We start from the raw sequence: 22,208 nt of genomic DNA, 5'->3' as shown, positions 1-22,208 counted from the left end.
TTACAGACTGGCCGTGTAGTTGATCCACGCAGCGATCGGCTCGACCACCTGCTGGCGCGTTACCCCAAGGCCATCCTCTGCCTCAGACGCCGGGTGGATATTGTCTGCGCCGCCCGCCGCTAGATCAGCCGATTTGAGACCGGTGACCGGGTCGGTGGCCGTGTAGGCGAGCGGATAGCCCGTTTGGTCGTTCATATGACCGACCGCCACGATGACATCGACCTTCGTGTCGCCACCTGCTTGCGCGCCGGCAACCAGAGCTTCGATCGCCAGCATGGACTGGTAACGATACTGCGGCCACAACGACTCGATGTAGCCGCTGAACTGATCCGTGCCGATAACGAACGAAATGTACGCATCGGGACAGGCCCGGCGACACTGCGTGTAGAAGACATTTACGCCATGCTCGATGCTGGCGAGTGTCGCGCTGAAGCCACCCACAACGCGCCACCAGTCGTTGCGGTCGAGGTCGATAGTGATGTGCGTAGGGTCCGGGAATCCGAAGCGATCGAGATAGAACCGAAGATCGACGATGTAACCGTTGTGAATGAAATGGTTCCGGTTGGCGATATCATCCGCGTCCGGCACCTTCAGCATCGGGTTGATGCCCGTTTTGGCTTCGTCGCTCATGGCCCGGTACGCGGCTTCGTCACCAGGTGTCAGCGGGACCATATAGTCGGTCAGCACATTGAGAAAGTCGGCGTAGGCGCGGCCTTCACGACCTTCGCCAGCGTAAGCTGGAGCCGTGTTCGTGCCACCGCCCGTGTTTTTCATCGTGCCGATCATTTCGACCGTGTGACCGCGCGCTTCCAGAATTTGTGCGGTTAGCATGGGTCGCTGGCGGTGAGTCAGGCTGTTACCCAAAAACAGCAGCCTGAGCAGCTCGCTACCGTTCTCCGGCCCGACGCAGGCCGTGATCTCCCGGCGCGAGCGATAGTCGCGGCCATCGTCACCCCGACGACGGATTGTCAGGTTGATGCGAGTGCCGACACGCACCGGATCGATTTCATAATAGTCCTCGAACCGCGCGCTGAGCGGCAAGGCTTCATCTGCTTTCGATTCGAGATGAAAGACCTGAGCCAGACCTTCGTTCAAATCCGGCATCAACTGCGTCGGATAGAAAGCCAGAGGGCGGCCCGGCATCAGGAACATACGTTTCGGATAATAGAAACCGAAACTTGCCGGTGCATCGATGACGCCTTTCTTGATTTTGGCGATATCGGTCTGCGCCGCCGTCATGTCGGTCGTACTGGCCTTGAACGGCAGCTGATCGAAGATGGCGCCGATGTCGTTCTCCGCGCTGGTCAGGTCGGTTTGCAGCGCGGGTACCTTTGCGGCCAGAGCCTCCGGTACCGCCTGAGGCAGGTCGTTACGACCGATCCACCACGCGGCCTGACCGCTGTTGTGGAATTGCGGTGCAGTGACGCGCAGATCGTGACCGGCCTCTTTTTGAGCGCCGATCAGAAAGTAACCGATATCGTCGGTCAGTGGCAGCTCGGTCGAGATTCCGTAATAGGCCACGTACGCATTGACCTTTTCCTCCAGCTCCAGACCGATGTTGGCCAGCAGCGCGCCGGATTTACCCCAGATAAAAATGCGCGGATCGGCGAAGTTATCGGCGGTGGCCGTTTCAAAGGCCGCGCGGAAATAGGCGCGCTGCCCCCCACGGGTGTCGGGGAAATCGAAACCGCAATAGACCTGACCGTTGGCCGCATCCGCAACACCGCGCACGATGCCTCGACCCGTCAGCGCCGCCTGTGTGAGATTGACGATGGCAGCTGTCTGCCACAAGCGCGGAACACCCCGAATATCGAGGCTGTGAGCGCACTGGTTGGAGACCAGCCCGCCCGGCACCGAACCGCCGACGATGGGGTGCGAGGTTTTCACCTGCCCGTTGCAGCTGGTGGCGAATACGACCCGGCCAAAGCCATCGACCATCCCTGCACCACCACCAACCGTAGTTTTGATGACCTGCGCATCGCCTCGGGCGGCTGCCAGAGCGTCGAAGTAATGCGTCGCCACAACGCTTGGCCCGGTAGAGATATCGATCTTCACCCATGCGGCGTTGTGCAGCGTGAAGCCATTCTGACCGCTGTAAGTGTAATGGGGCGGAATCCACAGCTTGCCACCCTCGACCACAAGCGGGCGGCGCAGGGTCAGGCTGACATCGGCCCGGTTTTCGAGATCGACAACCGGCCAGTAGCCTTTCGCATTATCGCCCCAGCCCGTGTAAATGACTTCGGTGGTCGCATTGGCCGCGTCCTCAAGGTCGATATCGCCGGTGAATTCGACCTTGCGATATTCGATCGCGTCGGGATCTGAGAAATCGAGCACCACACCGACGCCGGAGCCGCCGATGACGATTTCGACACAGCCGGGCATGACATCCGACTCGTCGTTCTCGACCGTGACGCCTTCGTTGAAAGCGCCGCGCGTGATGCGCAGGCTTCGCGGCAGGTAGAGCGTCCCGGCAGCTCCTCCGGCCACGCCGGTCATATCGCGCAGGATGACGCGGTTTTCGGCCACGACGAACGACCGCGCCAGACGCGCATCGACATCCGTCTTGTCGGCCTTGAGTAAGACCTGACCACCCGCATCATCGACGATCTCGACCCAGTTGCCGCCGACCCACAGCCCGTCTTTGCCCTGATTGGGATCGAAGACGGCGCCCTGAAGCTCGAATGTTTTACCGGTATCCTTTACCTTGACGCGAATACGATCCGACAGGATGTAGGCCGGGATATTCGCGATATCGGCATAGGTCGCGACGGTTTGTTGAGCGCCGCGAATTTGCGACACGTCGGCCGCGCGGAAATCGGCCGTGCGAATGGCTGAACCAAGTTGCGTCATGCGAAGGATACCCCTGCCTGAATGCCATAAATGTATTTTGAGATGAGACGCCAGCACGGCTTTGTGCCTGCGCCGGTGTTCGGCGCGGTGACCTCCGAGACCGTGAATACGTCGGTCAGAGCGTTAGGCAGGCCGAACATCGTCACCGACGTCGGCAGCTCAGCGTAAAGAGCCTTCGACACGATGATGCACAAGACCTTATTGGCCGCGAAGTCGTGAGCAAACCCGCGTCCAGCAACCAGTTCGGACAAAAGACCATTCGGGAAAACACCCTCGGCAGGTTCAGCGTTCAGAGCGCCCCAGTACTGGCGATGCTTCATAGTGAAGGCCGCCGCTGCCGCGATCGGCCTGAAGACGCCCGAGGCCTGATAGGTGAACTCGGTCGTTGCTGTGATTCCGGCAAAAACCTTCGACCGCTCCGATGCCGTCAAGGCGACAGGCTGAGCAGCGCCTTTCCGCAGTGAATGGGTGACCGGGTCTTTGGTCAGCGACTCGACCGACGCCGTGACGGCCACCGTCGCGCCGATCTCGGCTTCGTGCGGTGTCAGGATCAGCCCTGCGGGAAGATCGAACCGTGTGGTCAGTTCACCCTCGATGGCGGAGGCCCGGTCTGGTAGCCCGGCGATAACGTCAGGCAGTTCGGCTTCCGGGCCGACCGGTCCCTGAATGCCAGGGACGATAACTTTGACTGTCTTGATAATCTGATCGACCATCAACGACCTCCCACGACTTTGAACGGCCCGTAAGCCAGTGTTTCCATGTTGTCCCCGATCAGGCGCGCCAACTCGTAGCGGTTCGTTCCGGCCGGGATCGCATCGCCCTGTGCGACCGTGAGCGGAAAGCGGACGATGTTGTCGCTGTCGGGATCGACCTCGGTCGAAAGACACAGCCCACCGACCGCGTCGTAAACGACCAGGCGAAACCGCGAGCCGGTCATGTCGAGCGCTTCATCGGCATTGACGCCGGTGAAAAAGCCGAAGTGCAGCGGATTGACCTGACCTTTGAAGATTTCGAGCGGATAGGCGTTGGGGATCATCGGTTATCCTCCGAATGCAGCGCGCCGGTCTCTCCGGCCAGACGCGCGGTGAACAGCGTCCGACCCAGCAGATCGCGGACCTTGGCCGGGTCGCCGTCGGCCAGAACGCTCAAACCGTCCATAAATTCTTCGTAGCTCGATGATGCCGCCGCCAGCGCCTCGATCGGGTCGATCTGGGGTGCCATGACCTCGGTCCACTCATCGGCGGCGGCGTCGATCAGATCGTCGATATCGTCGCGCAACGTACCCGGCTGAAGGTGGGCAGCACTCAAAGCCGCCGCCGCGACCGCGCCTTCGTCCTTTAAGCGCGTTTTAGCGGCTTTTAGTGGCGTTAGCGGGGCCTTCGGACCCTGTTTCGGTACATCGGGGGCGGTCGGGTCTTCTCCCGGGTTTTCTGCGGCAGGATTTTCAGGCGCCTTGGATCGCGGCTTCAGCAGCTTGATCGGCTTGTCGCCGGGCTTCGCCTCGGGCGGTTCGGGGAGGTTGAGGCGGTCGCCGACGACGGTCGCTTCAACTTCGCCGCCCATCTCGACGAACATGGCGTACATTTCCATGTCCTCTTTAGTGATGCGCAGCTTCTGGCCGATGATGATGCGCGGATAGTTGCCGTCAGCAGGGACGCCGTGGTTCACATCGATGATCGGTCGGACGAGGTCGCGGTTCAGCGTCGCCGCCAGCATGACCGCGTCGAACAGTTGGATATCGCGGCGGACCTCGTTATGGACCTGACCCGAAGAGCCGAACCCGCCCGTCGTCGCGTCGGTCGTTCCGGTCTGACCCAGAACCGCCTTCGAGATCTGCATGTCCAGATAGGCGCAGAGTTCCGAGAAGACCTTGGCGTCACCCGCCACACCGGCCTTGATGAACTCGATGATCATGCTGTCGGGGATGATCCCCGCCATGTCGGTGCCGATCGACTGCACCGCGCGCATCAGGATGCGCTTCTGTTCCTCGGTCGCTTCTGGGCCGTATTTGCCGAGTCGCACGGGATGGCCGTAGACCTCGGCGAAGATCACCCAGTCTTTGAGGCTGAAGTTTTTGAACAGGTACGCCCACGCGATACCACGCGCCAGACCGCCGCGCAGCGGCAGGCCGGTCTTGGCCGGATGGTTGTGGTAGATGAAGGCCCGCAAGGGCAGCGGCGTGGCTTCAGCGCTTGTGCCGTCCTTGCCGCCCTTCAGCAGCGGGATTTCCTGAGTGACCCGGTCGAACTCGAAGAATCGCTGGTCGCGGCGCTTCAGCACAACGGGCAGCCACGGCAGGCGCGAATGGTCCCATTCGATTTCGGTGAAGGACACGCCCTTGCCGATCGCATCGAGAATGTCGAACAGCTCCAGCTGGAGTGTGTCGCGCTTTAGCCAGGAGCGGATCAGATCCGCGTCCTTCTTCTTCTCCGGCGTGTCGTCGAACGCTTCGACGCTGATATCCAGCCCGGCGACCGCGCGTTTACGCACGCCCAGCACGGCCTGATAATGGAGGTCTTTCTCCTCCATCGCCTCGGCCAGCTCGAAATAGGCGTCGGCATTGCCGTCGGCCGCCGCGTTCATGATGCTCAGGACGCGCTGCGGCGTCAGGCCGTTGGTCGGGTCAGGCGATAGCGCCTGACGCACACCGGCCACCGTCGGCGCGGCAATCTCGCCGTTAAGGCTCTTGATGTCGGCGGCGCTGAAGGCCAGCTTCTTGCGGTCTACCATCCACCACCTCCCTGAGACATACCGTGGCGGGTCATGCCGCCGTCGTGGTGGCCGTGGCCGAAGGCGTTGGTGTCCTTATCGGCGTTAGAGTTATGAACGGGCGTGTAATCGTAAAGCGCTTCACCGGCTTCGGCAGCTTCACAGGCCAGCGCCAGCGCCCAGAAGCGATCCGGGTGCATCTCTTTGCCTTCGACCAGAGCAAGGCCATCCTTGCCTGCGCGCTTCAGCGCCATGAGATCACGGCGCAGAATCGAGTCGCGCGGGATGCGGATGGTGCCGTTTTCAAACCGGTCGCGTAGTATTGTCGCCAGCCTGAGCCGTTGCGGCCCGGTCAGCAGTCGGCCCTGACATTTCGTGGCGCCGTACTTCTCTTGCTGAGTTTCGACGACGGCTTCGCCCATACCCGTCTGGTCGATCCGGATGGCCGTCACACGATAGCGCTTATCCATCGCGGCTAATGCGTCGGATTGTTCCTTGAACTTCTTGTTGACCTCTTCCCAACGCTCTCGGAGCCAGAGGATGATGCCGACTTTTTCCAAGGCGTGGATGATGATGCCATCATTCCGGCGAGCCACGTCGTAACCGACATAGGTCAGTCCGCCCTGGTACAGCGTCGGGATCGCAGCATCAGCGTGTTCACAGGCCGTGATGTCGGCGGCATTGATCCACGAACCTGAGCCCTGTGACGGAATGCAGTCGAGTTCTTCAGCGGCGTTGTCACCGTAGAAGCTGCGGACATCGGCAATATAGTCTTCCTTCGACAGCTTGGTCTGGCCGCACAGAAGCACCCGCTCATACAGACCATCGGCGATCGCGTCGTCAAACGTGATCGTCAGAACTTCGCCGCGCTGTGTACCTGCCTTGATCTTCTCCAACATTACATTGAAGGGGTTATCGATACCCAGATGCGTGCTGACAACGATAACGCGACCGCCCCAGATGATGAAGGCCATTGCCGCCTTCAGAACGCCTTCGAGGTCGTTATGGAACGCAGCTTCGTCGATGAAGAGAATGCCCTGCTTACCGCGCAGAACACGCGGCACGGAGGGCAAAGCCAGTACATAAAAGCCGGAAGAGAACGTAATCCGATAGATCGTAATATCTTTGTCGGGTTTGTCCGGATCGCGGAAAATCTCCTCACCGACTTCACCGGCCAGCAGGTTGAAAGCTTTCGCCCACATGGCCACGTAGTTGATAAACTCGCGGGCCATCTCCTGCGTATAGCCCATATAGAGAAAGTTATTTCCACTGGCCGCTTTCGACGACGATGCCGTGAGAGCTGCCTCTGAGGCTATCCCAAAGGTCAAACCGATACGGCGCGACTTATCAACGAAGAGCAGGCTGGTGCGCCAAATTGCCGTCAATGTCCGGCTCTGATAACCGAGCAGGATATTCTCCAGCGCTTCACCTTCAAGCGCCTCCGGAAGCTCGGCCTTATTTTCGATGGCGAAGGTCATGGTTTCACCACGCCGAGAACAGCCTCACGGAACATGCGGGCGCTTTCAGGCGTCAGGCCCTGGCTGCGCGATACGGTATCGACGGCCTTCGCCGCCTCCTTCGCCAGTTCCGCCTTGATCTTGAACATCCGGTCTTCGTCGGTCTTTTGCGCGGAGGTCAGCGAGCGCAGCGCGGAGGCCAAATAGTTGACCTGCTCCGGATCGAGCGTGACGGGCATGGGCTCGCCTTCCTCGTCCGTCGTCTCGGCGGTCATGACATCGAGGATGAGCGTATGCATCATCTCAAGGTTCATGCGAGCGACCTTGTTGTCCGGCTGATCGCCAAAGCGATCGACCAGGGAAGCAGCCATATCGCGGCTACGGCGCATCCGTTCGCCCAAAACGGCCAGCTTCTTCACATGCCGCCCCAGTGCCGAACGCGACACCTCAACGTCCATCGATTTCAGATGGTCGTTGATTTCGTCGATCGTCCGCCCCTGAAGACGCAGCTTCCCGATAAGCGCTTTAGTGTCTTCGGGCAGGATATCGATGCTGGACGGCTGGCTGCGCTTGGTCACAATCAGCCCTTCTTCGTCGGGCTTTCGACGCCCGTCGCCGTCGCGAACCCTCTGGCAACGTCCTCGCCATAGGCCGTAAGTGTGGCCATGACGACGCTGGTGCTCAGTTCTTCGCGTTCGACCAGACCGCGTTGATGCAGCCAGTCGAGATAGCCGACGATCTCTTCCCGAGAGGCGCGGACGCCGGAGTGGCTACGCAAGCCGATCTGAATGACAGACTGGTTAGCGGTCTTGTTCGACGCCTCGGTCAGGACGCGCAGGATGCAGAGACGAATGTTTTGCTTTTCGTATTCAGCGAAGGGAATCATTTTCCACCTCTTAGGTAGGTTTCAAGGCGGTTGACGGCGGCATCGACGTTCTCGGTCGCGCGGATACCTTCCGACGCACGAATGTTGACGATCTTTTCCAGACCCTCGACTTCTGCTTTCAGACGGGAGATGTCGGCCTTTGTGGCCAAGCTTTTTTGCTCGGCCGCGATTTCAGCCAGACGCCGGTCATGGTCGCTGAATTTTGCAGCGACGCTCTTGCCGTCGTCGGTATCCTTCCAGCGGCCCGCGCGCATGAATGTCGCGAAGGCAACGCCTAAAGCCGCCAACGAACAGATCAGCGATGCCGTCGCGAAGAAGATAAGAAACGCTTGTGACATTACGCCCCCCGTCCAAGATGGCCGCGACGCTCGGCGGCTTGCTGACAGATCAGGCAGCGGCGCGCCGACGGCTGCGCTCGGCGACGGGCCTCCTCGATCTCAGAACCGCAGCCGACACAATCGTCGGTGCCGGGCATCGCAGCCGCTACACGGATGCCCGCCAGTTGCGCCGCGACGGCCTCACTGTTCAGCTGCTCGCCCTTAGCCTGAGCGGCGTCCATGTCGTCGATATCAGCCACGGCAGGCCTCCTGCGCGCCGCTCAGGCGATCGCGGAGCCCAGCCGCGTAATCAAGCACCGCCGTCAGCCAGTCCTGACCGGCCAGATTGCCCTTGATCACCGCCGCGTCCGGAACGACCGGCGCATTAGGCAGTTCGGCCTGCACCTCTGGGGGGCAGGCCGTAACCGTGACGATGCGCTCTTTGATGACCGGCTCAGTCGGGACCGGCTTGGGCACGGTCGCGCAGGCACCGAGCGTCACACACAATAAGCCCATCGCCGTCGCGAGGCGCAGTCTGAATGATACGGGCATTCCGGGTCTTTCGTTGTTCGGAGTTACGAGCCCGCGTCTCAGCGCGGGTTATGGCGGCGGCCTGATCGGCCTGAAGGCGCGCGAGGTCATCCAGCGCAACCTTGCGCTCGATCACCACTTGCTGGACGATCCCGGTGCAGTGGATGGAGACTGAATCGGGACCACCGGTAAGGGCGTCGTCACAGGCGTCGGCGGCACGCGCCCGATCAACCAAAGTGACCAGCACCGGATGACAGGTTTTCTTGTCGGTCGGGGCGGGCTGCCCGTAGACCAGAGCGGCGGTGCAGGCATCGCGAGCGGCGAGACCCTTTTTCGCAGCCTGAAGATCGGCGCACTGGCCGACGGCCAGCAAACCACCGACCGCGAGCGTGAGCAGAAGCACCTTGATGATATGACCCTGTGTCGTCACTGGTCACCGCCTTGCGCCCGGGCGGCGATGTGCTTTTCATAGGATTTCGCAAAGATGTAGACCGTGACGGGCGTCGAAAGTGCGACCAGATCGAGCAGCGACAGGCTATGGACCGGGACGCCGAACATGACCGCGATCGGATTGACGATCACCTGAATGGCAATCCCGACAACGATTACCGCGATGAACGCCGTGCGGGCGCCCATAGTTTCGCCCTTAAACATGGCCAAGCCTCCGGGCGCGCTTGACCCAGCCGTCGAGAAAGACGACCTGCGTCGAGTCGAGACGGACGAGCTCGTTGTAACGGGCCTCGGCTTCCTGACGATAATTGAAGATCAGCCGGTTCATCTGCGGCTTTGCCGCGAGGACGCGCTGCTTGGTCTTCGGCCCCAGATTGCCGTCAACGACCAGATCGGCCCCGATCACCAGCCGGTTCAGCGCCTTTTGAAGCATCTTGACAGAGGCGACGATGCCGCCGTTGACCGCTTGGTCCAGCACGGCGCCGTCGATCGGCTGCGGAAGATCAGCCATCTCCGCGCGATTCCAGAAACAGCGATAGAAGAGGTTGCCCGCTTGAACCGGCGTCAGAAGGCGAATATCCGCCCCGTCGATATCGCCGTCGAAGTCGAGATCGAAGTCGGCGAAGCCGTCGCTGTTCAGGTCGATCTTGCCTTCCAGCTTCAGGAAGCGAAGGCTAATACCGTAATTGGTCTCGCCGCCCTTGTCGGCAGCGTGGTTGGCGTGACCGCCCTCGATACCGAGGACGTCCTTAGCCAGCCGCGCAAAACGGCCACCGACCGGATACATCGGCTTATTGAAATTTGAGATATTCGGGGCGGTGTCCATATGCCCACTTTGCGCGGGCGCGGCACTCTAAATCAGGCGGAACTATTTCCGGGGGAGCGGATCACCTACACGGCCAAGTACGACTTGGTCAGGATAGATGCTGCCCGACACAAAATCATGAGCCCGGTCGCGGGGAAGTATTTCTAAGGCTCTCGATTTGAATGCAGCCGCACACCCCATACGCTCGTCCCCATATTTCACACGATCCCAACGAAGTGCAGTCCAGTCCTCTTCTGCAAGGAAGAGGTATAGGTCGTCACCTTCGTTCTCCATTACAAACCAAATGTTTTGGTCGAGATCGTTCACAGCAGCCTCATCTGATCATCGGCTTGGACGGTGCGCGCCTTCAGATAGCGCACATAGCGATCAGAAATATAATACTTACGCGCCACGTCAATAGTGGTCATGCCCGCCGCCACATCACCGAGGATCAGGCCTTGCTTACGGGCCGACGCCGGAAGGGTCAGCGACTCGCCGCCGAAGCGCTGCGACAGCGCCGCCGACGCTTCCGCCCCGATCGCAGCGGTGATGACCGTATGTTGTCCGGCCGACTTCGGTACATAGAGCCGCTTGCCCCCAAGCTCGGACAGCAGAAGGCCATAGGCGGCATCGCCTATGACCTCGCGCACTTCGGCTAGCAGACCGTCATCTGCGGGGATCAGCTCTTTCGTGTCGGCCTTAATCGTTCGGATCATTTCAAACCTGCCCGGCGCATCAGGCGCCCAAAATGCCCCTCGGCCTTAAGGCGCGCTTCGTTGGCCTTTAAGAGCGCTTTAATGCGTTCGGTTTTCCTGCCCGGAGGCGCGCGGCGCACCTCGCGCTGTGCCTTAGCGTGGTCTGCCGAGGCCTGCACCACCGCCGCCCGCGCGTCCTCGATCTCCGCCATGAGGTCACGGCGGGCCTCTTCCTGCTCGCGGCGGGCGTCGGCATCGGCAATGCGGGAGGCGTGAGACATTGTTCAGGCCTCCAGACCGTGAATATCGGCGGCCAGTTCGTCGATCTTCGCATAAAGATCACTCGGACGGTTCCACGTGTAGTAGGCGGCAGGCTTGTCCCGTCCGAGCTTTTTCAACTGCGCCTCATAAAGGCGGGAAACCAGCGCATCGGTGCGCGCCTTCGGGTCTTTCCAGATACCGGTATTGAGAAAGACTTGCGACCAACCGGCGCGCTCAGCCATCGCCTTCAGCGCCTCGATCAGCTTGTACATCTGTTGCTGGTCCGCCCAGATCATCGTCTCGACCTTGAGCTGCTTCTTTGCGAAGGCCTCAAGCGCCTTTTCCGAACGATCGCGGACGACGCCGAGCTGCCACAGTGAAATCCACAGCGCGCGGGCCTTCTTCGCCGTCGGATGCTCGGCGACCGGGCGCGCCTTGCCCTTCGATCCTGCTTTCTTGCCGCCCTGGATAACCGTTGGGGTCCAGCCGTGCTCGCGCTTCAGCACGTCCAGCACTTTGCCGATCTGCGCGTCGGTCAGGCCTTTGGAAGACCGGACGCCGACCGTCCGCTCAAGGATTCCGCGATAGTCGTCGTCGTGAAGCCCGATCTGGCGCTTGGCGATCTGGAGGGTTTGTAAGGCCTTGCTCATAGCGGTGGAAACCTCTTATCGACTCTGATAATCGAGCTGAACTTGCAGCGGTTGCGCACGTAATGAGCGCGATAGGTCAGGGTCAGCTTGTTGACGGTGACGGTGTAGGTTTTGGGCTCTTCGCCGTCCTCAGGCTTAAGAAGCCCTTCGGCCTCGAAGAACAGCCTTGCCTCCGGAGACCACGGACGTCGGATCGTCTTGCCGTGCTTGATGCGTCCGTATTTCATGCCGACGCTCCCGGCTGATAGGTCAGGGCCAAGCGCTGACGCGGTTCGACGCCATAGGCCAGACGATGATGCGCGGTGCAGTAGCTGGAGCGGTAGGCCTTGCCGCCGCCACACAGCCGGTGCGCGGAATAGAGTCGACCGACCGGCCACTGACAGCCGTCTACCTGATCAATGCCAAAGGCGGTCTCAGCGAGACGCTTACGCAGCGCCTGAGTGAGAGACACCTTTTCAGGAACCTTTACGACCGGAGCCGCCTTGGCCGTATCCGCCTTGACAGCGACCTTACGGGTGCGTGGTTCACGCCAAGGGTGGCTGTTGCGGTTGACTTTCTCGACCGGAAGCTTGCAGCCCTTCAACTGGAGGCCCATGCGCGTGGCCTTGCCGATCACGGCATTGCGCGTCACGCCGCCCATGATCTTGGCGATCTGCGACGCCGAATGCCCCTCGGCGACCAACGTCTTCAGCTGCTCGATGCGTTCGTCGATCCAGCCGAGATTACTCGTAGACATCGCCATTACCTCCGGTCGAAAGCAGGTTGCGGATTTGGGTGAAGGTCGATTGCGCGGCGGTCAATTGCCGTTCGAGCTGCGCTACCAGCGCGCTCAGATCGGGCGTATGGGCCGGGAGAGTTTTGCGGTTGACCGCATCGATAAGGGTCGCTGCACCCAAATGGCGCGCGTTTCTGATCATCTGGTCTGTAAGGTCACGAACTGAGGGAAGTTGTTCGCGGCAGCGCGTGGCGAAGTCGATGGCAACCTGAACCGAACGGCGGTCGGCATATCCGAAGGCCTCAGCAAGCGCGGGCTTGCTGAGGTGCGGGCACAAAGCCTTCATCACCCAGACGGCCAGCCACTTCTGCCGGGCGCGGGTTTGGTTGCCGACTTTCGGGGGCAGGTCCGATAGGGCCTCTTCGGTCAGCATTTGAGCGAGTGCGACGGAGGGTTTCATGTCATTCCCCTCAGTAGTCGGTGCCGGGGCGCGGATCGGCGCAGCGGGTCGAGCCGTCACGGCCCTTCACGCAGGTCCAATGCGAGCGGGTGCAGACATAGTCGCTGTGCGATTCCGTCCGCGTCGAGCAGTTGCCGTTCGTGCAGGTGGTCACCGGCACATACTGCGTGTGCCAGTAACCGGCATCGCAGACCGACCGCCACGATGCCCGGCTCGGCCAGATGGCTTCAAACAGAAACCACGCTACGACGATCCAGAAGAGAACCACCAGAACGAGGATGGCCACCGATTGAGCTTTGCTCCAGTCAAGCGCGCGCCTCACGTTCGCACCGCCAGAGGCGTGGACGCCAGTTCTGCGCGCAGGTTGCGGCTCATGATCTCGCCTTCGACAGGCGTGTCCGAGACCGCAAAGCCGCTGCCGCGCAACAGGTCAATGAACGACTGCTGACGGCGCTTCCATTCTTTTTCGAGCAGGCGGTGGCAATCTGAAACGTTCGCCCAATGGGTGGCTCCCAGATTGGCAGTCTGCTCCTCATTGACTGCTTCAGATAACCAGAACAGCGCTTGAAATTGCGCTGTCGTCAGGACGTAGGGAAGCGCCGCGTGCAGGCTCATGGTGCGCAGAAGCAGGTGATGAGCCAGTTCTTTTCCTGGTTGGACCATCACAGCCACCCCTGAAAGCGCGCCAAGCCCAGCGCACTCCCGACGATCATGACGACGGCGACCCAGAACAGCGGCTGGTGAATGAGACGACGCGGCGCCCGGCACACCTCAAAGGTGCCGGGGCCGGTCGAGCGGACATATTGACGGGCCTTGCGCATCAGGCGGCACGCGCCCCAGCTGGATCGAGAACGATCTGCTGGAAGTCCTGGTTGAGGTTGGCGCGGCGGTAGACGCGAACATAGCGCTTCGAGCCGATGATCCGTATCGAGTCGTCGATGGCGACCATAGCCTTCTTCCAGCGCGGATCGTCGATGTTCAGTCGCCGCAGGCTGAGGAGTTCGCCCTGGTTGATCTTGCCTTCCTTATCGACCTGAAAGGCGCGATCGACCAGCGTGCGAAGCTCGGCCCGCGCACCGTCGGTCCATTCGCGCAGGCACTCGTCAACCAGCGCCTTTGCGGCCTCCAGCTCAGGGCCGAACGTGATGCGATCGGCGATCGCGACCTTGACCTGCATCAGGCCATCGACCGTGGTCAGTGTGCGATTGCCCTTCGAGCCGCCGAGCGCGACGCCATACTGCTCGGCGACAATCCCCAGCAGGCTATCGACGTCGTCGAAGGAGTGCTCGCGAAACCGGGCAATCTGAGCCGAGAGCGGTTCGGCATACCCGACGATCTTGCGCACGGTCTGGTCGATCAGCTTGTCGATCGGGCGGACCTGTTCCACCGGGACCAGACGGCCCTTGGTGTCCCGCATATAGGCTACGCCGCCGATGGTCTCGATACCCTCATCCAGCCCGGCCTCGGCGAGCACGTCGTTGACCGCCGCCAGCTCGGCATTGTGGCGGTCGAACTCTTCGGCGGCGCGCTCGAAGACGTTCTTGTCGGTATGGTCGTTCATGGTCTTAAGCTCCGATTTCAGTGTGGGTTACGGGGGGAAGTTCGCCGGGAAAATCGGGGCGGCGCACCCCATAGGTCAGGGCGTCCAGCACGTCGAAGAGGCCGTGCGCAGCGGCATTGATCACGTCGACCGGCACCGGCTCGTTGTTGGCGTTAATGGCCGCGACGGCGAGGCGTTCGGTCAGATTGCTGGCGTTGCGGTAGAGCCGCTCGGCATCGTCAGCCGAGTAGCGCGCGGCGCCTGTCATTTCGACGCCGGGCGCGCGCTCAAGGACGCGCTCGACCATCTCCAACCCCATAGCCGGGACGCGCAGGGCAACGACCCACGTGCGCAGCTGAAGGGCGGTGACAGGCTGGCCAGAAATGGCGGCCTGTTCGATCCAGTCCGCGACGGTGCGGACCTTGTCCGAAGGTTTGTAAGGCTTGGTCATGACTATTTCTTCCGCTTGAGCTGGACGAGAAGGCCGTGGTGCGCGGCCGCGTGTTGAATGAAACCGATATTGAGCGGCTGCTCGGCTTGCCTCGCCATCATGGAGGCGTACTCCAGCACCGTGGTCATGGCGCCGAGCGCGCCGAGCCCCGGCATCAAGCCGATCTCGGCCATAAAGCTGCGCATGGCCGAGTCGGTGACACCCCACGCATCCAGCAGCGCGTTCACGTCGGCGGTGTCCGGCACATCGATCGTCACGCGCGAGGCCGTGCGGCGGCGCAATTGGGCGCCCTTGATCGCCCCCGCACCACCGGCGATGACATCGCGTTGCCCGACTAGGGCGATACCGACGCCGGTTTCGTCATGGATAGCGCGCAGCTCTTCGATCGCCCCGTCCTTTAGGAACTGGATTTCATCGACGATGATCAGCGCACCCTTGTGCTTCACGTAGTCGCGGATCGCGATCGTCATGTTGTCGAGGCCGACGCCATAGGTTCGCACAGGCAGGCGCATGAGCGTGACCAGGCGCTTGAGGATCGCCAGCGTGGTCGAAAGTGCGTCTGAGCCGGTGACGATCCAGACGTTCGTGCGGGTTTCGGCGTAGTTGACCAGGGCAGACGTCTTGCCGACGCCGCTGTCGCCGGCGACCGTGGTCATGTGCCCGGCGTGAGCCCACGCCAGTTGCGTGTGAATCCGGCTGGACACTGTGTTCTTCATGAAGGCGGGCTTCGCCACCTGCATGAAGGTCGCCTTGTCCTCGAGCGTCCGGAAGTAGGTCTCGACCTTGGCGGCGGTCTTGTCGTAATTGCCGAGGTACGTGCCCTTGATCCAGTCGCGCAGAGTGCTTTCGCCAAGGTCCATTAGCTTGGCATAGGCCGCAACTTCCTTGCCGACATGGGCCTCGGCCTTGCTGCGGAGCGCGGCGTAACGCTCGGCGTCGATCGCCTTGGCGTTTTCCGGCTTGTTGATATCGTCAAAACTCATCTAATAAGCTCCTGTAACTGCTGTAACTGTGGTTCGTGGAGGCCGTTGATCGGCCTTCTGACGACCGGCGCGGACGGCAATCCGCGCCGGTCGGTTAATCCGAAGAAGACAATCCCCCTTCGAAAACTTGGAAATTTGGACGCCCGGTCTCGGTGGCCCGCTCGACGGCGGCGGCGAAGAGCGCCTCGTAATCGTGTTCGGGAGCGTCGTTGGCGGGGGCGACTTCGACCAGCTGGACGGCCACCGAGGTATGGCGGTGGCGAACAGGGCGAATGACCTTCGGCTCGCGCTTCGGGGCTTTTTCAGGCGTCTTGATGGGGGCCATGTTCGCCAGCTCATGCGCGCTGAGCAACTCCATCGCCGCGATCATCGCCTTGAGCTTCTTGCGGTGGTCGGAAACCAGACGCGCCTGACGCTGGGCACCCTCCCGATCGAGGAAGCCGACGGCGGCGATCACCGGCACCTTGGCGATAAACTGACCGGCCTGTGTATAGACACGGATGTCTTTGAGCACGTCGTCCGGATCGAAGCGCAACGTCAGGCGCTCACCCTTGTGCGCAATAAGGTCGTCGGACCAGAACCGGTTGCCGAACAGTTCGACCGCGCCGTTGTTCTTGTCGGCTTTGACCTGCTCGGCCACCAGCAGCGCCATCGCCAGTTGCTCCGGCGTAGCCTTGCCGACAACGGCCCCGGCATCGATCGACGCAGCGAACACCGCGTCGAAGCTTTGACCGCCGTTCTTGCGCGACATTTCAGCCGTGCGGCCGGTCTGCGCGTTGTGCTTGGCGATCTGTGCGACCAGCAGCTCCTCGAAGACTTCGAGGTCCACCACCGCCTTGCCCCAGTTCTCCGGCTTGCGGTCGATGTGGTTGCCCGTATAGGCCCCTTCGCAGATCGGATGACGCCCGACCTTCTCTTCGAGATCCCGGAAGGCGCGCTCGATCGGCTTGGCCTGACCGTGTCCCGGCGTCGCCCAGTGGATGCGGATGCCAAGCGAGGTCAGCAGCCCGCAAGGATCGGTGGGCAGCACCTTGCCGCGATATCGATTCTTGACACCGCCTGAGATCATCTTCGACGCGAAGGCCCGACCGTTATCCATCAGCACCGCTGCCGGAATACCGTGCAGTTCCAGAAGATCGGCGAAGGCCATCTGCGTGAGCTCCGAGGTCTCGGAGCGACCCGTGCGGCAGGCCATGATGCGGCGGCTATAGGCGTCCTGAAGAACGACCGAGGTCGGGCGACCGACCCATTCCGGCAGGCCGTTGGCGGCGGGGAACCGCACCATGACGTCCCACTTGTGGCCATCGACGACGATCAGCTCCATCGCTGACATCCCCGCCACCGTGCGTTTCTGGGGCGGCAGCGACTTCATCGCCTCGGCCATGCCGTCGCGCTTGGCGATACGGACTTCGACCGGCACTTCTTTTTCGTAGCGCCGCACTACGGTCTTGATCGGCGGCAGCTCAGGTAATCCGTTCTCTGACGCATAATCGACGGTCTCGCGATAGGCTTCGGCGAAGCCGGACTTGGCGTTGCGCAGCACCCAAGAGCAGAAGAACTTAAACGCGGCGGGGTCGATATCGACCTGAGCGCCGCCGCCCTTACGCCGTGCCGCGATCGCGGGCAGCCGATCGGCGGGCTTCACCCCGTTGATCAGGGTAAACCAGTTGTAGATCGACGCCTTAGAAGCCTTGATAAAGGTCGTTGCCTGCGCGACCCGCGCCACCGCAGCGTCCTTCTTCAGGCCCGCCTCCAGCAGCTGCTCGACGGCCTGAATGACCTTGAGACGGCGAGCGGCTTCATCCTTGACCTTTTGGGTCTGAGCATCAAACCAGCCCCAGCCCGAATCCTGATCGTTGGCGGCCTTGGGCGTCTCTAAGGGCTCGCTAACCGGCGCGTAATCGGCCCCTAACAGGCCGCGCGCGATCAGCTCCAGCCGCGTCGAGATCGGCAACAGCGAGACGTGGTACTCCACCCCGCCACCGCGCCCGGCGCGCGCCCGGCTGAGCGGGTTACCGGCGGCGTCGTGACGATCGCCCCAGCCACTTTCCCGGGCGTAGTGCGCCATCCGCGACCGCTCGACCGGCAGGCCGGGCAGCGCCAGCGCCGCCAGCTCCGAAGGCCCGTACCAGATTTTCTGTGAGACCCCCGTCTCCCCGCAGTACGCCATTACTGAACGCGCCTCCCGTAGGTCGAAAGCTTGGCCGCGAGAACGGCATCCTGCATGTCGGCAATGGCCGTCATGAATGGCTGATCGGCGCAGGCCGTCCGCTCCGCGATATCGCGCGGGGACAGGCCGTTCATGGCGCCGAGCATGACGTGCTTCAGCAGGGCCTTCGCCGCCGCCGTCAGCAGGTCTTTGGTCATCAGGTCGTTGCCGCCGCCGATCAGCTGGAGCGTCAGTACCGAGCCGACATCGTCCATCGTGACGATCAGGTCGAACCACTGGTCTTCGACGAGGACGCGGCGGGAGTCGCGGTTGACGGTCTGCCTCATTTGCCACCGCCGATCAGACCGATCAGAGGGGCCTCTTGCTTCAGGGCCTTGATCTTCTTTTTGTTGATTTCTTCCTGCCGGATCAGGTGCCCCAGATGCGCCGTATGAGCCTCTTCGCCGACCAGTACCGTGGCCCCGATCTTAGCCGTCAGCATCCGCAGGACGTCGTAACGGCCCGTGACCGCGACCAGCACGAGGAAGCGATGGAAGCTGATATTGTAGGTGTCCTTGGCCGGGGCGGCGTAGGCATCGAGCATCGACTTCGTGACGTCGTCGCCATCGAGGACGCGGCTCATCGCCGTTGCGATATCCCACCGGCTGTCGCCTTCCTTGGCGGCATCGACCAGGATCAAACCGACCGCGTCGGCCACAACCCGGTCAAGCCCGCGCAGCGCACCATCCGACGTATAGCCGGTCTCCGGCGCGTCGAACGTGAAGCCGAGCTGCTCAGGATTGAACGATTTCCGGCGCTTACCGTTGCCAGTCTTAGACATGCGGCACCACCGGCACGAACGTTTCGCCCCACATCGTGATCCAGCCTTCGAAGCGGCTCCAGTCACCGTGCGTCTCGCGCCAGAACTGGCGCAGGTCCGCCCAGTCCCCGAACCCATCGGCAACCGCAAAGGCATCCAGACCTTCCACCGAGCTGATGATGCGGGTACCGCCGCTCAGCCTGAGCTTGATCCACGCGTCGTCGAAGAACAGATGCACCGGCCCGCTATCCACGCACTGCGCCGCCCCAAGCCGTATCGGCTTGAAACGCGACCCGTGGAAAAATTGGAGGCTGTCGCCCACGCGCGAGTTACGACGACGGGCATTACGGATGGTCTGGGTCTTGGTGCGCGCTTCGATCAGTGGCACAAACCGGGCCTTGAAATTATAGGCGACCATCACGCACCGCCTTCGCGAAGCGCGTCGTACAGCGCCAGTGCGTTCAAACGACCCTGAACACTATTTGTGCCACGCCCAAGTGCCCGCGCGATTTCTGAAATACGTAGCCCTTGAATGCTGAGTTGCTGAAGCCGCGCGTCTTCCTCAGGGGTAAACGCCCGAACGACACGACCGTTCCGAACGTAGTCTCGACCAACGGTCTGGATACGCCGGGTGCGGGCAGAGATAGCGCCCTCGCGCGTACACCACCAATTGACGGTGCTTTGCTTCAAGCCCACCTCGGCGGCGATAGCGTCCAGTTTCCAACCTTCCTCGCGCAGCGAAACGATACGCTGAGCGATGTCGGGGGTCACCTTACGGCGCGTATTGGTCCTTGGCTTCGACCAGTAGCTGACGGTCCCTAAAGGGAGGTCGAACTCTATGGAAATAGCCTTAAGGGTATGGCCAGCCTTTCGCATTCTAGCGATCCGCGCGCCGGTTTCCGGGTTTACCCTGCTCATACCAGCACCTCAATCAGCAGGGCGACCAGCATCAGCGCACCGATAATCATCTGCGCGACGGCGTCTTTGTCGGATTTCGGGGCAAGCCAGGTCATTGGTCACCGACCTTCTTGGCAGCGGCGACCACATCGCTGACGGTCGGATAGGTCTCGCGCGGCTTGACCTCGCGGACCTCCCAACCCTTCGGCAGATCGGGCTGGATCAGTCGCAGGAACTCAGCCTTCTGAGCCGGGCTCAGGCGCGAGAACATGCTGTGCGCACTGGCGACCTGTTTGACCTCTTTGGGCTCGACCGCCTTCTTATCGACGATGGCCAAAGCCCCTGCGACTGTGGTCGCCTTGCCCGCTTTGAGTTGCCCGGCGCAGAGGAACTGCCTGTCGTCATCCAGCTTGGCGAACGCTCTAAGCTGTGAAGCGTTGTTGGCTATGGCCGACTGCCGCAGCTTCTCGACATAGGAGGGCTTGATCGCAGCCAGCGCCAACTGGCGACCAACTTCCTGCCGGTTCCATCCCAAACGAGCGGCAACTACTTCTTGAAGACCTCCGAACGATTCGCGCAAATTGCGCACATCGTTATCGATCTGTTTTTTATCGAATTTCTGGGAACGATAGTCACCGTTAAGCGCTCGACCATCTTTGCCGTCAGCGATGCCCCGCGCCACGCGCTCGGCCTGTAACATCTCGGCGACAAAGATCGCTTTGTCGATCGGCGACAGTTCGTTGCGGAAGAAGTTCTCGTGGATTTCACGGTCCTTCCGCGCAGCGACCTCATTGGAGCCGATCTTCACGCGGATCGTGGACCACCCACACATGCGAGCCGCCGCCAGACGGTGACCACCGTAAACAAGCTTGAACGGCCTGCCGCTGCCGAGGTTCGGCAACTGGCAGATGTCGATCGCTGTGAGCTGACCGATCTTCATGAAGCTGGCGGCAATTGCCTCAGCATAAGCCGCGTCGATCGGGCGCATTCGCTCGCCATCGTCGATATCGTCCAGGGCGACGTGCCATTCGATATTGACGGTCTCGGCGACCATGTTCGGGGAGGCGCTCTCGGCCACTTTTGCAACAACTGCGGCCATGTCTATTTCGCCCCATCATTTAGACAGTGATTTTCCGAAAAATCGGATATAGACTTTTCGCAAGTCCCGGGTTTCGGACCGGCTTTGATCGAAGTTTCGGAAATGCCGAGGCTTTGTGCGATAACCTTGAGCGTGGATTTGGATTTTCCACGGAGAGCATCGTTAGTGGCGCCACGGTTCAGCCCGTTCGCTTCTTCAAACGCCGTCATGGAGCCGTGGTTAATTCGCAGACGCGCTTTAACTTCTTCGGGATGTAATTTTCTCTTGGCCATAAATTCCGAAATGTCAGAAAATGAGTTCCGTAAATTCGGATAAGATATCAAAAAACACAGAAGGTCAAGCGTCGGATATCCTGAAAAGGGAGTTTTCCACGCGCCTTAATCTGCTTTTGGAAGAGAAGGCTTGGTCTCAGACACGACTTTCCGAAATAACGGGCCTGAGTACGTCCAAAATTTCGGAATATGTAAGAGGCAAGGTCATGCCGAATGCCGAATCGGTCATCTTGATTTCAGAGGCATTGGAGGTTCGTCCAAATTGGCTAGTGCTGGGACGTGGTGCGCGCTCTGAAAGCGCGACTATCATCGCGGCGGCAGAGGCGGCGCCGCGCTTTATAGTGCCACTGCTCGACACCCGACTATCAGCGGGCGCCGGGGTATTGGCCACCGAAAACCAGATAGGCGAAATTATCCTTCCGCCAGAAGTCATGGCGCAATTGCACAGGACGGATACCAAGGGCCTGTACATGTTCGAATCGACGGGCGATTCTATGTATCCGACCATAAGTGATCCGGCTTATGTGCTGGTCGATACGAACCAAAATCGTATGGGCGAAGCCGTTTATGCGTTCCGCATGGTCGACGATTTGAGAATTAAACGTCTGCGTCGTGTTGGATTGGGAGACATCGAAGCCATGAGCGACAATCCAATGTACCCGCCGGAGCGGATCGAAGGGCCAGAGAAAGAGCACTTTGGTTTAATCGGTCGCGTCGTTTGGGCAGGCTCTGTTCTTTAGGGGGAGTTATGAGACTAAAAGTCATTTCTGCTTTATTAGCGGGGGCGATGATGCTCGCCGGGTGTGAACCTCAATTTGACCCACAAGGTAGAATTACGAATGTTGAAGAAGATGCCGATTTGAACGCCACCTTTGTGACGGCCACCGTATTGCCCGACACGGAAGCAGAACGGCAGCTTTCCGAATCGGTAGCGATAATTGCCTATGTTGTTCGTCGTCAACGAGATAGCACGGCATTAGCCGTAGATGTTAATGACCCCTCTGTGGCCGACACACCGTTTCTATGGGTCAATTACAAAGCTGGCCCCCGACAGGGATCAACAGACGCGGCCCTTTTGAATGAGGCTGATATGATTGGTTTTTCGCATAAAGGGCGGTCGGCATTTCTTTCGTGGTGTAATAACCGTCTGAATGAAACCCGTGAAATTTGCGGTCGCGCGCTTCAGACGCCAGCTAGCGGAAAATAATAAG

The 22,208-nt window shown here is 60.9% G+C and carries 35 protein-coding genes; 2 read left to right on the top strand and 33 right to left on the bottom strand.

The features are described 5' to 3' along the window. From AEYBE204_RS33295 to AEYBE204_RS40405, 33 genes are all read right to left on the bottom strand, one after another. Positions 1 to 2,850, bottom strand: coding sequence for a hypothetical protein (locus AEYBE204_RS33295; RefSeq protein WP_023462926.1), 2,850 nt, complete (start codon positions 2,848 to 2,850; stop codon positions 1 to 3). After that, entirely contained in the window at positions 2,847 to 3,563 is a 717-nt protein-coding gene (locus AEYBE204_RS33290; RefSeq protein ID WP_023462925.1) for a hypothetical protein, read from the bottom strand. The genes AEYBE204_RS33295 and AEYBE204_RS33290 overlap by 4 nt, the downstream gene beginning before the upstream one ends. Then, on the bottom strand, positions 3,563 to 3,886 hold the full coding sequence (locus AEYBE204_RS33285; RefSeq protein WP_023462924.1) for a hypothetical protein: 324 nt from the start codon (positions 3,884 to 3,886) through the stop codon (positions 3,563 to 3,565). Before AEYBE204_RS33285 ends, AEYBE204_RS33290 begins: the two co-directional genes overlap by 1 nt. Further along, positions 3,883 to 5,580 (bottom strand): DUF935 domain-containing protein, encoded by a 1,698-nt coding sequence (locus AEYBE204_RS33280; RefSeq protein WP_023462923.1) that lies wholly within the window; start codon positions 5,578 to 5,580, stop codon positions 3,883 to 3,885. Before AEYBE204_RS33280 ends, AEYBE204_RS33285 begins: the two co-directional genes overlap by 4 nt. Next, positions 5,574 to 7,037: a terminase large subunit domain-containing protein gene (locus AEYBE204_RS39600; RefSeq protein WP_023462922.1), complete on the bottom strand. Its 1,464-nt coding sequence runs from the start codon at positions 7,035 to 7,037 to the stop codon at positions 5,574 to 5,576. The genes AEYBE204_RS33280 and AEYBE204_RS39600 overlap by 7 nt, the downstream gene beginning before the upstream one ends. Next, positions 7,034 to 7,594, bottom strand: a complete 561-nt coding sequence (locus AEYBE204_RS33275; protein ID WP_023462921.1) for a DUF3486 family protein — start codon at positions 7,592 to 7,594, stop codon at positions 7,034 to 7,036. Before AEYBE204_RS33275 ends, AEYBE204_RS39600 begins: the two co-directional genes overlap by 4 nt. 2 nt (positions 7,595 to 7,596) lie before the next feature. After that, positions 7,597 to 7,902, bottom strand: coding sequence for a hypothetical protein (locus AEYBE204_RS40580; protein ID WP_023462920.1), 306 nt, complete (start codon positions 7,900 to 7,902; stop codon positions 7,597 to 7,599). Next, the gene (locus tag AEYBE204_RS33265) at positions 7,899 to 8,240 is read right to left on the bottom strand and encodes a hypothetical protein (protein ID WP_023462919.1); all 342 of its coding nucleotides are present in this window, start codon (positions 8,238 to 8,240) and stop codon (positions 7,899 to 7,901) included. The genes AEYBE204_RS40580 and AEYBE204_RS33265 overlap by 4 nt, the downstream gene beginning before the upstream one ends. Next, the gene (locus AEYBE204_RS33260) at positions 8,240 to 8,479 is read right to left on the bottom strand and encodes a TraR/DksA C4-type zinc finger protein (RefSeq protein WP_023462918.1); all 240 of its coding nucleotides are present in this window, start codon (positions 8,477 to 8,479) and stop codon (positions 8,240 to 8,242) included. The genes AEYBE204_RS33265 and AEYBE204_RS33260 overlap by 1 nt, the downstream gene beginning before the upstream one ends. Further along, positions 8,472 to 8,696, bottom strand: coding sequence for a hypothetical protein (locus AEYBE204_RS40420; protein WP_155908431.1), 225 nt, complete (start codon positions 8,694 to 8,696; stop codon positions 8,472 to 8,474). Before AEYBE204_RS40420 ends, AEYBE204_RS33260 begins: the two co-directional genes overlap by 8 nt. After that, positions 8,674 to 9,180: a hypothetical protein gene (locus tag AEYBE204_RS33255; RefSeq protein WP_023462916.1), complete on the bottom strand. Its 507-nt coding sequence runs from the start codon at positions 9,178 to 9,180 to the stop codon at positions 8,674 to 8,676. The genes AEYBE204_RS40420 and AEYBE204_RS33255 overlap by 23 nt, the downstream gene beginning before the upstream one ends. Beyond that, positions 9,177 to 9,404, bottom strand: a complete 228-nt coding sequence (locus AEYBE204_RS33250; RefSeq protein ID WP_023462915.1) for a hypothetical protein — start codon at positions 9,402 to 9,404, stop codon at positions 9,177 to 9,179. Before AEYBE204_RS33250 ends, AEYBE204_RS33255 begins: the two co-directional genes overlap by 4 nt. Then, complete coding sequence (locus AEYBE204_RS0120505; protein WP_023462914.1) at positions 9,397 to 10,026, bottom strand: glycoside hydrolase family 108 protein; 630 nt, start codon at positions 10,024 to 10,026, stop codon at positions 9,397 to 9,399. Before AEYBE204_RS0120505 ends, AEYBE204_RS33250 begins: the two co-directional genes overlap by 8 nt. A gap of 42 nt (positions 10,027 to 10,068) precedes the next feature. Then, on the bottom strand, positions 10,069 to 10,332 hold the full coding sequence (locus AEYBE204_RS40415; RefSeq protein ID WP_155908429.1) for a hypothetical protein: 264 nt from the start codon (positions 10,330 to 10,332) through the stop codon (positions 10,069 to 10,071). Further along, the gene (locus AEYBE204_RS33245; protein WP_023462912.1) at positions 10,329 to 10,721 is read right to left on the bottom strand and encodes a hypothetical protein; all 393 of its coding nucleotides are present in this window, start codon (positions 10,719 to 10,721) and stop codon (positions 10,329 to 10,331) included. The genes AEYBE204_RS40415 and AEYBE204_RS33245 overlap by 4 nt, the downstream gene beginning before the upstream one ends. Next, positions 10,718 to 10,981 (bottom strand): hypothetical protein, encoded by a 264-nt coding sequence (locus tag AEYBE204_RS33240; RefSeq protein WP_023462911.1) that lies wholly within the window; start codon positions 10,979 to 10,981, stop codon positions 10,718 to 10,720. Before AEYBE204_RS33240 ends, AEYBE204_RS33245 begins: the two co-directional genes overlap by 4 nt. 3 nt (positions 10,982 to 10,984) lie before the next feature. Further along, positions 10,985 to 11,611 carry a regulatory protein GemA gene (locus AEYBE204_RS33235; protein WP_023462910.1) on the bottom strand — a complete coding sequence of 209 codons (627 nt, stop codon included), beginning with the start codon at positions 11,609 to 11,611 and terminating at the stop codon, positions 10,985 to 10,987. After that, on the bottom strand, positions 11,608 to 11,838 hold the full coding sequence (locus tag AEYBE204_RS33230) for a hypothetical protein (RefSeq protein ID WP_023462909.1): 231 nt from the start codon (positions 11,836 to 11,838) through the stop codon (positions 11,608 to 11,610). The genes AEYBE204_RS33235 and AEYBE204_RS33230 overlap by 4 nt, the downstream gene beginning before the upstream one ends. Beyond that, complete coding sequence (locus AEYBE204_RS39595) at positions 11,835 to 12,347, bottom strand: GcrA family cell cycle regulator (protein WP_023462908.1); 513 nt, start codon at positions 12,345 to 12,347, stop codon at positions 11,835 to 11,837. Before AEYBE204_RS39595 ends, AEYBE204_RS33230 begins: the two co-directional genes overlap by 4 nt. Continuing rightward, positions 12,334 to 12,786 carry a hypothetical protein gene (locus tag AEYBE204_RS33225; RefSeq protein WP_023462907.1) on the bottom strand — a complete coding sequence of 151 codons (453 nt, stop codon included), beginning with the start codon at positions 12,784 to 12,786 and terminating at the stop codon, positions 12,334 to 12,336. The genes AEYBE204_RS39595 and AEYBE204_RS33225 overlap by 14 nt, the downstream gene beginning before the upstream one ends. A gap of 10 nt (positions 12,787 to 12,796) precedes the next feature. Next, complete coding sequence (locus AEYBE204_RS33220; protein ID WP_155908427.1) at positions 12,797 to 13,108, bottom strand: hypothetical protein; 312 nt, start codon at positions 13,106 to 13,108, stop codon at positions 12,797 to 12,799. Beyond that, a complete protein-coding gene (locus tag AEYBE204_RS33215) occupies positions 13,105 to 13,452 on the bottom strand; it encodes a hypothetical protein (RefSeq protein WP_155908425.1) in 348 nt (115 codons plus the stop codon). Before AEYBE204_RS33215 ends, AEYBE204_RS33220 begins: the two co-directional genes overlap by 4 nt. After that, the gene (locus AEYBE204_RS40410; protein WP_023462904.1) at positions 13,449 to 13,607 is read right to left on the bottom strand and encodes a hypothetical protein; all 159 of its coding nucleotides are present in this window, start codon (positions 13,605 to 13,607) and stop codon (positions 13,449 to 13,451) included. The genes AEYBE204_RS33215 and AEYBE204_RS40410 overlap by 4 nt, the downstream gene beginning before the upstream one ends. Further along, positions 13,607 to 14,347 carry a DUF3164 family protein gene (locus AEYBE204_RS33210; RefSeq protein WP_023462903.1) on the bottom strand — a complete coding sequence of 247 codons (741 nt, stop codon included), beginning with the start codon at positions 14,345 to 14,347 and terminating at the stop codon, positions 13,607 to 13,609. The genes AEYBE204_RS40410 and AEYBE204_RS33210 overlap by 1 nt, the downstream gene beginning before the upstream one ends. A 4-nt stretch (positions 14,348 to 14,351) precedes the next feature. Next, complete coding sequence (locus tag AEYBE204_RS33205; RefSeq protein WP_023462902.1) at positions 14,352 to 14,777, bottom strand: hypothetical protein; 426 nt, start codon at positions 14,775 to 14,777, stop codon at positions 14,352 to 14,354. A gap of 2 nt (positions 14,778 to 14,779) precedes the next feature. Then, the gene (locus tag AEYBE204_RS33200; RefSeq protein WP_023462901.1) at positions 14,780 to 15,760 is read right to left on the bottom strand and encodes an AAA family ATPase; all 981 of its coding nucleotides are present in this window, start codon (positions 15,758 to 15,760) and stop codon (positions 14,780 to 14,782) included. 94 nt (positions 15,761 to 15,854) lie between these two features. After that, positions 15,855 to 17,930, bottom strand: a complete 2,076-nt coding sequence (locus AEYBE204_RS33195) for a transposase domain-containing protein (RefSeq protein ID WP_023462900.1) — start codon at positions 17,928 to 17,930, stop codon at positions 15,855 to 15,857. Then, entirely contained in the window at positions 17,930 to 18,256 is a 327-nt protein-coding gene (locus AEYBE204_RS33190) for a hypothetical protein (protein WP_023462899.1), read from the bottom strand. The genes AEYBE204_RS33195 and AEYBE204_RS33190 overlap by 1 nt, the downstream gene beginning before the upstream one ends. Next, on the bottom strand, positions 18,253 to 18,750 hold the full coding sequence (locus AEYBE204_RS39590) for a hypothetical protein (protein ID WP_023462898.1): 498 nt from the start codon (positions 18,748 to 18,750) through the stop codon (positions 18,253 to 18,255). Before AEYBE204_RS39590 ends, AEYBE204_RS33190 begins: the two co-directional genes overlap by 4 nt. Further along, positions 18,743 to 19,147: a hypothetical protein gene (locus tag AEYBE204_RS33180; protein ID WP_023462897.1), complete on the bottom strand. Its 405-nt coding sequence runs from the start codon at positions 19,145 to 19,147 to the stop codon at positions 18,743 to 18,745. The genes AEYBE204_RS39590 and AEYBE204_RS33180 overlap by 8 nt, the downstream gene beginning before the upstream one ends. After that, positions 19,147 to 19,647: a hypothetical protein gene (locus tag AEYBE204_RS33175; RefSeq protein WP_023462896.1), complete on the bottom strand. Its 501-nt coding sequence runs from the start codon at positions 19,645 to 19,647 to the stop codon at positions 19,147 to 19,149. Before AEYBE204_RS33175 ends, AEYBE204_RS33180 begins: the two co-directional genes overlap by 1 nt. Before the next feature lie 91 nt (positions 19,648 to 19,738). Continuing rightward, positions 19,739 to 20,725: a ParB N-terminal domain-containing protein gene (locus tag AEYBE204_RS39585; protein ID WP_081724708.1), complete on the bottom strand. Its 987-nt coding sequence runs from the start codon at positions 20,723 to 20,725 to the stop codon at positions 19,739 to 19,741. Positions 20,726 to 20,727: 2 nt separating this feature from the next. Next, positions 20,728 to 20,997 carry a helix-turn-helix domain-containing protein gene (locus tag AEYBE204_RS40405; RefSeq protein ID WP_155908423.1) on the bottom strand — a complete coding sequence of 90 codons (270 nt, stop codon included), beginning with the start codon at positions 20,995 to 20,997 and terminating at the stop codon, positions 20,728 to 20,730. 20 nt (positions 20,998 to 21,017) lie between these two features. Here AEYBE204_RS40405 and AEYBE204_RS39580 point away from each other — a divergent pair, with 20 nt between their 5' ends. Both AEYBE204_RS39580 and AEYBE204_RS40400 read left to right on the top strand, forming a co-directional pair. Further along, the gene (locus AEYBE204_RS39580; RefSeq protein WP_052019475.1) at positions 21,018 to 21,737 is read left to right on the top strand and encodes a LexA family transcriptional regulator; all 720 of its coding nucleotides are present in this window, start codon (positions 21,018 to 21,020) and stop codon (positions 21,735 to 21,737) included. Between the two features lie 8 nt (positions 21,738 to 21,745). After that, entirely contained in the window at positions 21,746 to 22,204 is a 459-nt protein-coding gene (locus AEYBE204_RS40400) for a hypothetical protein (RefSeq protein ID WP_155908421.1), read from the top strand. Positions 22,205 to 22,208: the final 4 nt, after the last annotated feature.

It is taken from the genome of Asticcacaulis sp. YBE204, from assembly GCF_000495855.1.
GTDB lineage: Bacteria > Pseudomonadota > Alphaproteobacteria > Caulobacterales > Caulobacteraceae > Asticcacaulis.
This window is presented reverse-complemented; position numbering and strand designations above follow the sequence as displayed.

Excerpts from the sequence above, each read along its gene's own strand:
- AEYBE204_RS40405 (WP_155908423.1), bottom strand. The coding sequence starts at position 20,997 with ATGGCCAAGAGAAAATTACATCCCGAAGAAGTTAAAGCGCGTCTGCGA.
- AEYBE204_RS33230 (WP_023462909.1), bottom strand. The coding sequence starts at position 11,838 with ATGAAATACGGACGCATCAAGCACGGCAAGACGATCCGACGTCCGTGG.
- AEYBE204_RS33250 (WP_023462915.1), bottom strand. The coding sequence starts at position 9,404 with ATGTTTAAGGGCGAAACTATGGGCGCCCGCACGGCGTTCATCGCGGTA.
- AEYBE204_RS33235 (WP_023462910.1), bottom strand. The coding sequence starts at position 11,611 with ATGAGCAAGGCCTTACAAACCCTCCAGATCGCCAAGCGCCAGATCGGG.
- AEYBE204_RS33225 (WP_023462907.1), bottom strand. The coding sequence starts at position 12,786 with ATGAAACCCTCCGTCGCACTCGCTCAAATGCTGACCGAAGAGGCCCTA.
- AEYBE204_RS33210 (WP_023462903.1), bottom strand. The coding sequence starts at position 14,347 with ATGAACGACCATACCGACAAGAACGTCTTCGAGCGCGCCGCCGAAGAG.
- AEYBE204_RS40400 (WP_155908421.1), top strand. The coding sequence starts at position 21,746 with ATGAGACTAAAAGTCATTTCTGCTTTATTAGCGGGGGCGATGATGCTC.
- AEYBE204_RS40410 (WP_023462904.1), bottom strand. The coding sequence starts at position 13,607 with ATGCGCAAGGCCCGTCAATATGTCCGCTCGACCGGCCCCGGCACCTTT.
- AEYBE204_RS33190 (WP_023462899.1), bottom strand. The coding sequence starts at position 18,256 with ATGAGGCAGACCGTCAACCGCGACTCCCGCCGCGTCCTCGTCGAAGAC.
- AEYBE204_RS33175 (WP_023462896.1), bottom strand. The coding sequence starts at position 19,647 with ATGAGCAGGGTAAACCCGGAAACCGGCGCGCGGATCGCTAGAATGCGA.
- AEYBE204_RS33180 (WP_023462897.1), bottom strand. The coding sequence starts at position 19,147 with ATGGTCGCCTATAATTTCAAGGCCCGGTTTGTGCCACTGATCGAAGCG.
- AEYBE204_RS33200 (WP_023462901.1), bottom strand. The coding sequence starts at position 15,760 with ATGAGTTTTGACGATATCAACAAGCCGGAAAACGCCAAGGCGATCGAC.
- AEYBE204_RS39590 (WP_023462898.1), bottom strand. The coding sequence starts at position 18,750 with ATGTCTAAGACTGGCAACGGTAAGCGCCGGAAATCGTTCAATCCTGAG.
- AEYBE204_RS33280 (WP_023462923.1), bottom strand. The coding sequence starts at position 5,580 with ATGGTAGACCGCAAGAAGCTGGCCTTCAGCGCCGCCGACATCAAGAGC.
- AEYBE204_RS33240 (WP_023462911.1), bottom strand. The coding sequence starts at position 10,981 with ATGTCTCACGCCTCCCGCATTGCCGATGCCGACGCCCGCCGCGAGCAG.
- AEYBE204_RS39595 (WP_023462908.1), bottom strand. The coding sequence starts at position 12,347 with ATGTCTACGAGTAATCTCGGCTGGATCGACGAACGCATCGAGCAGCTG.
- AEYBE204_RS39580 (WP_052019475.1), top strand. The coding sequence starts at position 21,018 with ATGAGTTCCGTAAATTCGGATAAGATATCAAAAAACACAGAAGGTCAA.
- AEYBE204_RS40580 (WP_023462920.1), bottom strand. The coding sequence starts at position 7,902 with ATGATTCCCTTCGCTGAATACGAAAAGCAAAACATTCGTCTCTGCATC.
- AEYBE204_RS33265 (WP_023462919.1), bottom strand. The coding sequence starts at position 8,240 with ATGTCACAAGCGTTTCTTATCTTCTTCGCGACGGCATCGCTGATCTGT.
- AEYBE204_RS39600 (WP_023462922.1), bottom strand. The coding sequence starts at position 7,037 with ATGACCTTCGCCATCGAAAATAAGGCCGAGCTTCCGGAGGCGCTTGAA.
- AEYBE204_RS33245 (WP_023462912.1), bottom strand. The coding sequence starts at position 10,721 with ATGATCCGAACGATTAAGGCCGACACGAAAGAGCTGATCCCCGCAGAT.
- AEYBE204_RS33295 (WP_023462926.1), bottom strand. The coding sequence starts at position 2,850 with ATGACGCAACTTGGTTCAGCCATTCGCACGGCCGATTTCCGCGCGGCC.
- AEYBE204_RS39585 (WP_081724708.1), bottom strand. The coding sequence starts at position 20,725 with ATGGCCGCAGTTGTTGCAAAAGTGGCCGAGAGCGCCTCCCCGAACATG.
- AEYBE204_RS33195 (WP_023462900.1), bottom strand. The coding sequence starts at position 17,930 with ATGGCGTACTGCGGGGAGACGGGGGTCTCACAGAAAATCTGGTACGGG.
- AEYBE204_RS0120505 (WP_023462914.1), bottom strand. The coding sequence starts at position 10,026 with ATGGACACCGCCCCGAATATCTCAAATTTCAATAAGCCGATGTATCCG.
- AEYBE204_RS33205 (WP_023462902.1), bottom strand. The coding sequence starts at position 14,777 with ATGACCAAGCCTTACAAACCTTCGGACAAGGTCCGCACCGTCGCGGAC.
- AEYBE204_RS33290 (WP_023462925.1), bottom strand. The coding sequence starts at position 3,563 with ATGGTCGATCAGATTATCAAGACAGTCAAAGTTATCGTCCCTGGCATT.
- AEYBE204_RS33285 (WP_023462924.1), bottom strand. The coding sequence starts at position 3,886 with ATGATCCCCAACGCCTATCCGCTCGAAATCTTCAAAGGTCAGGTCAAT.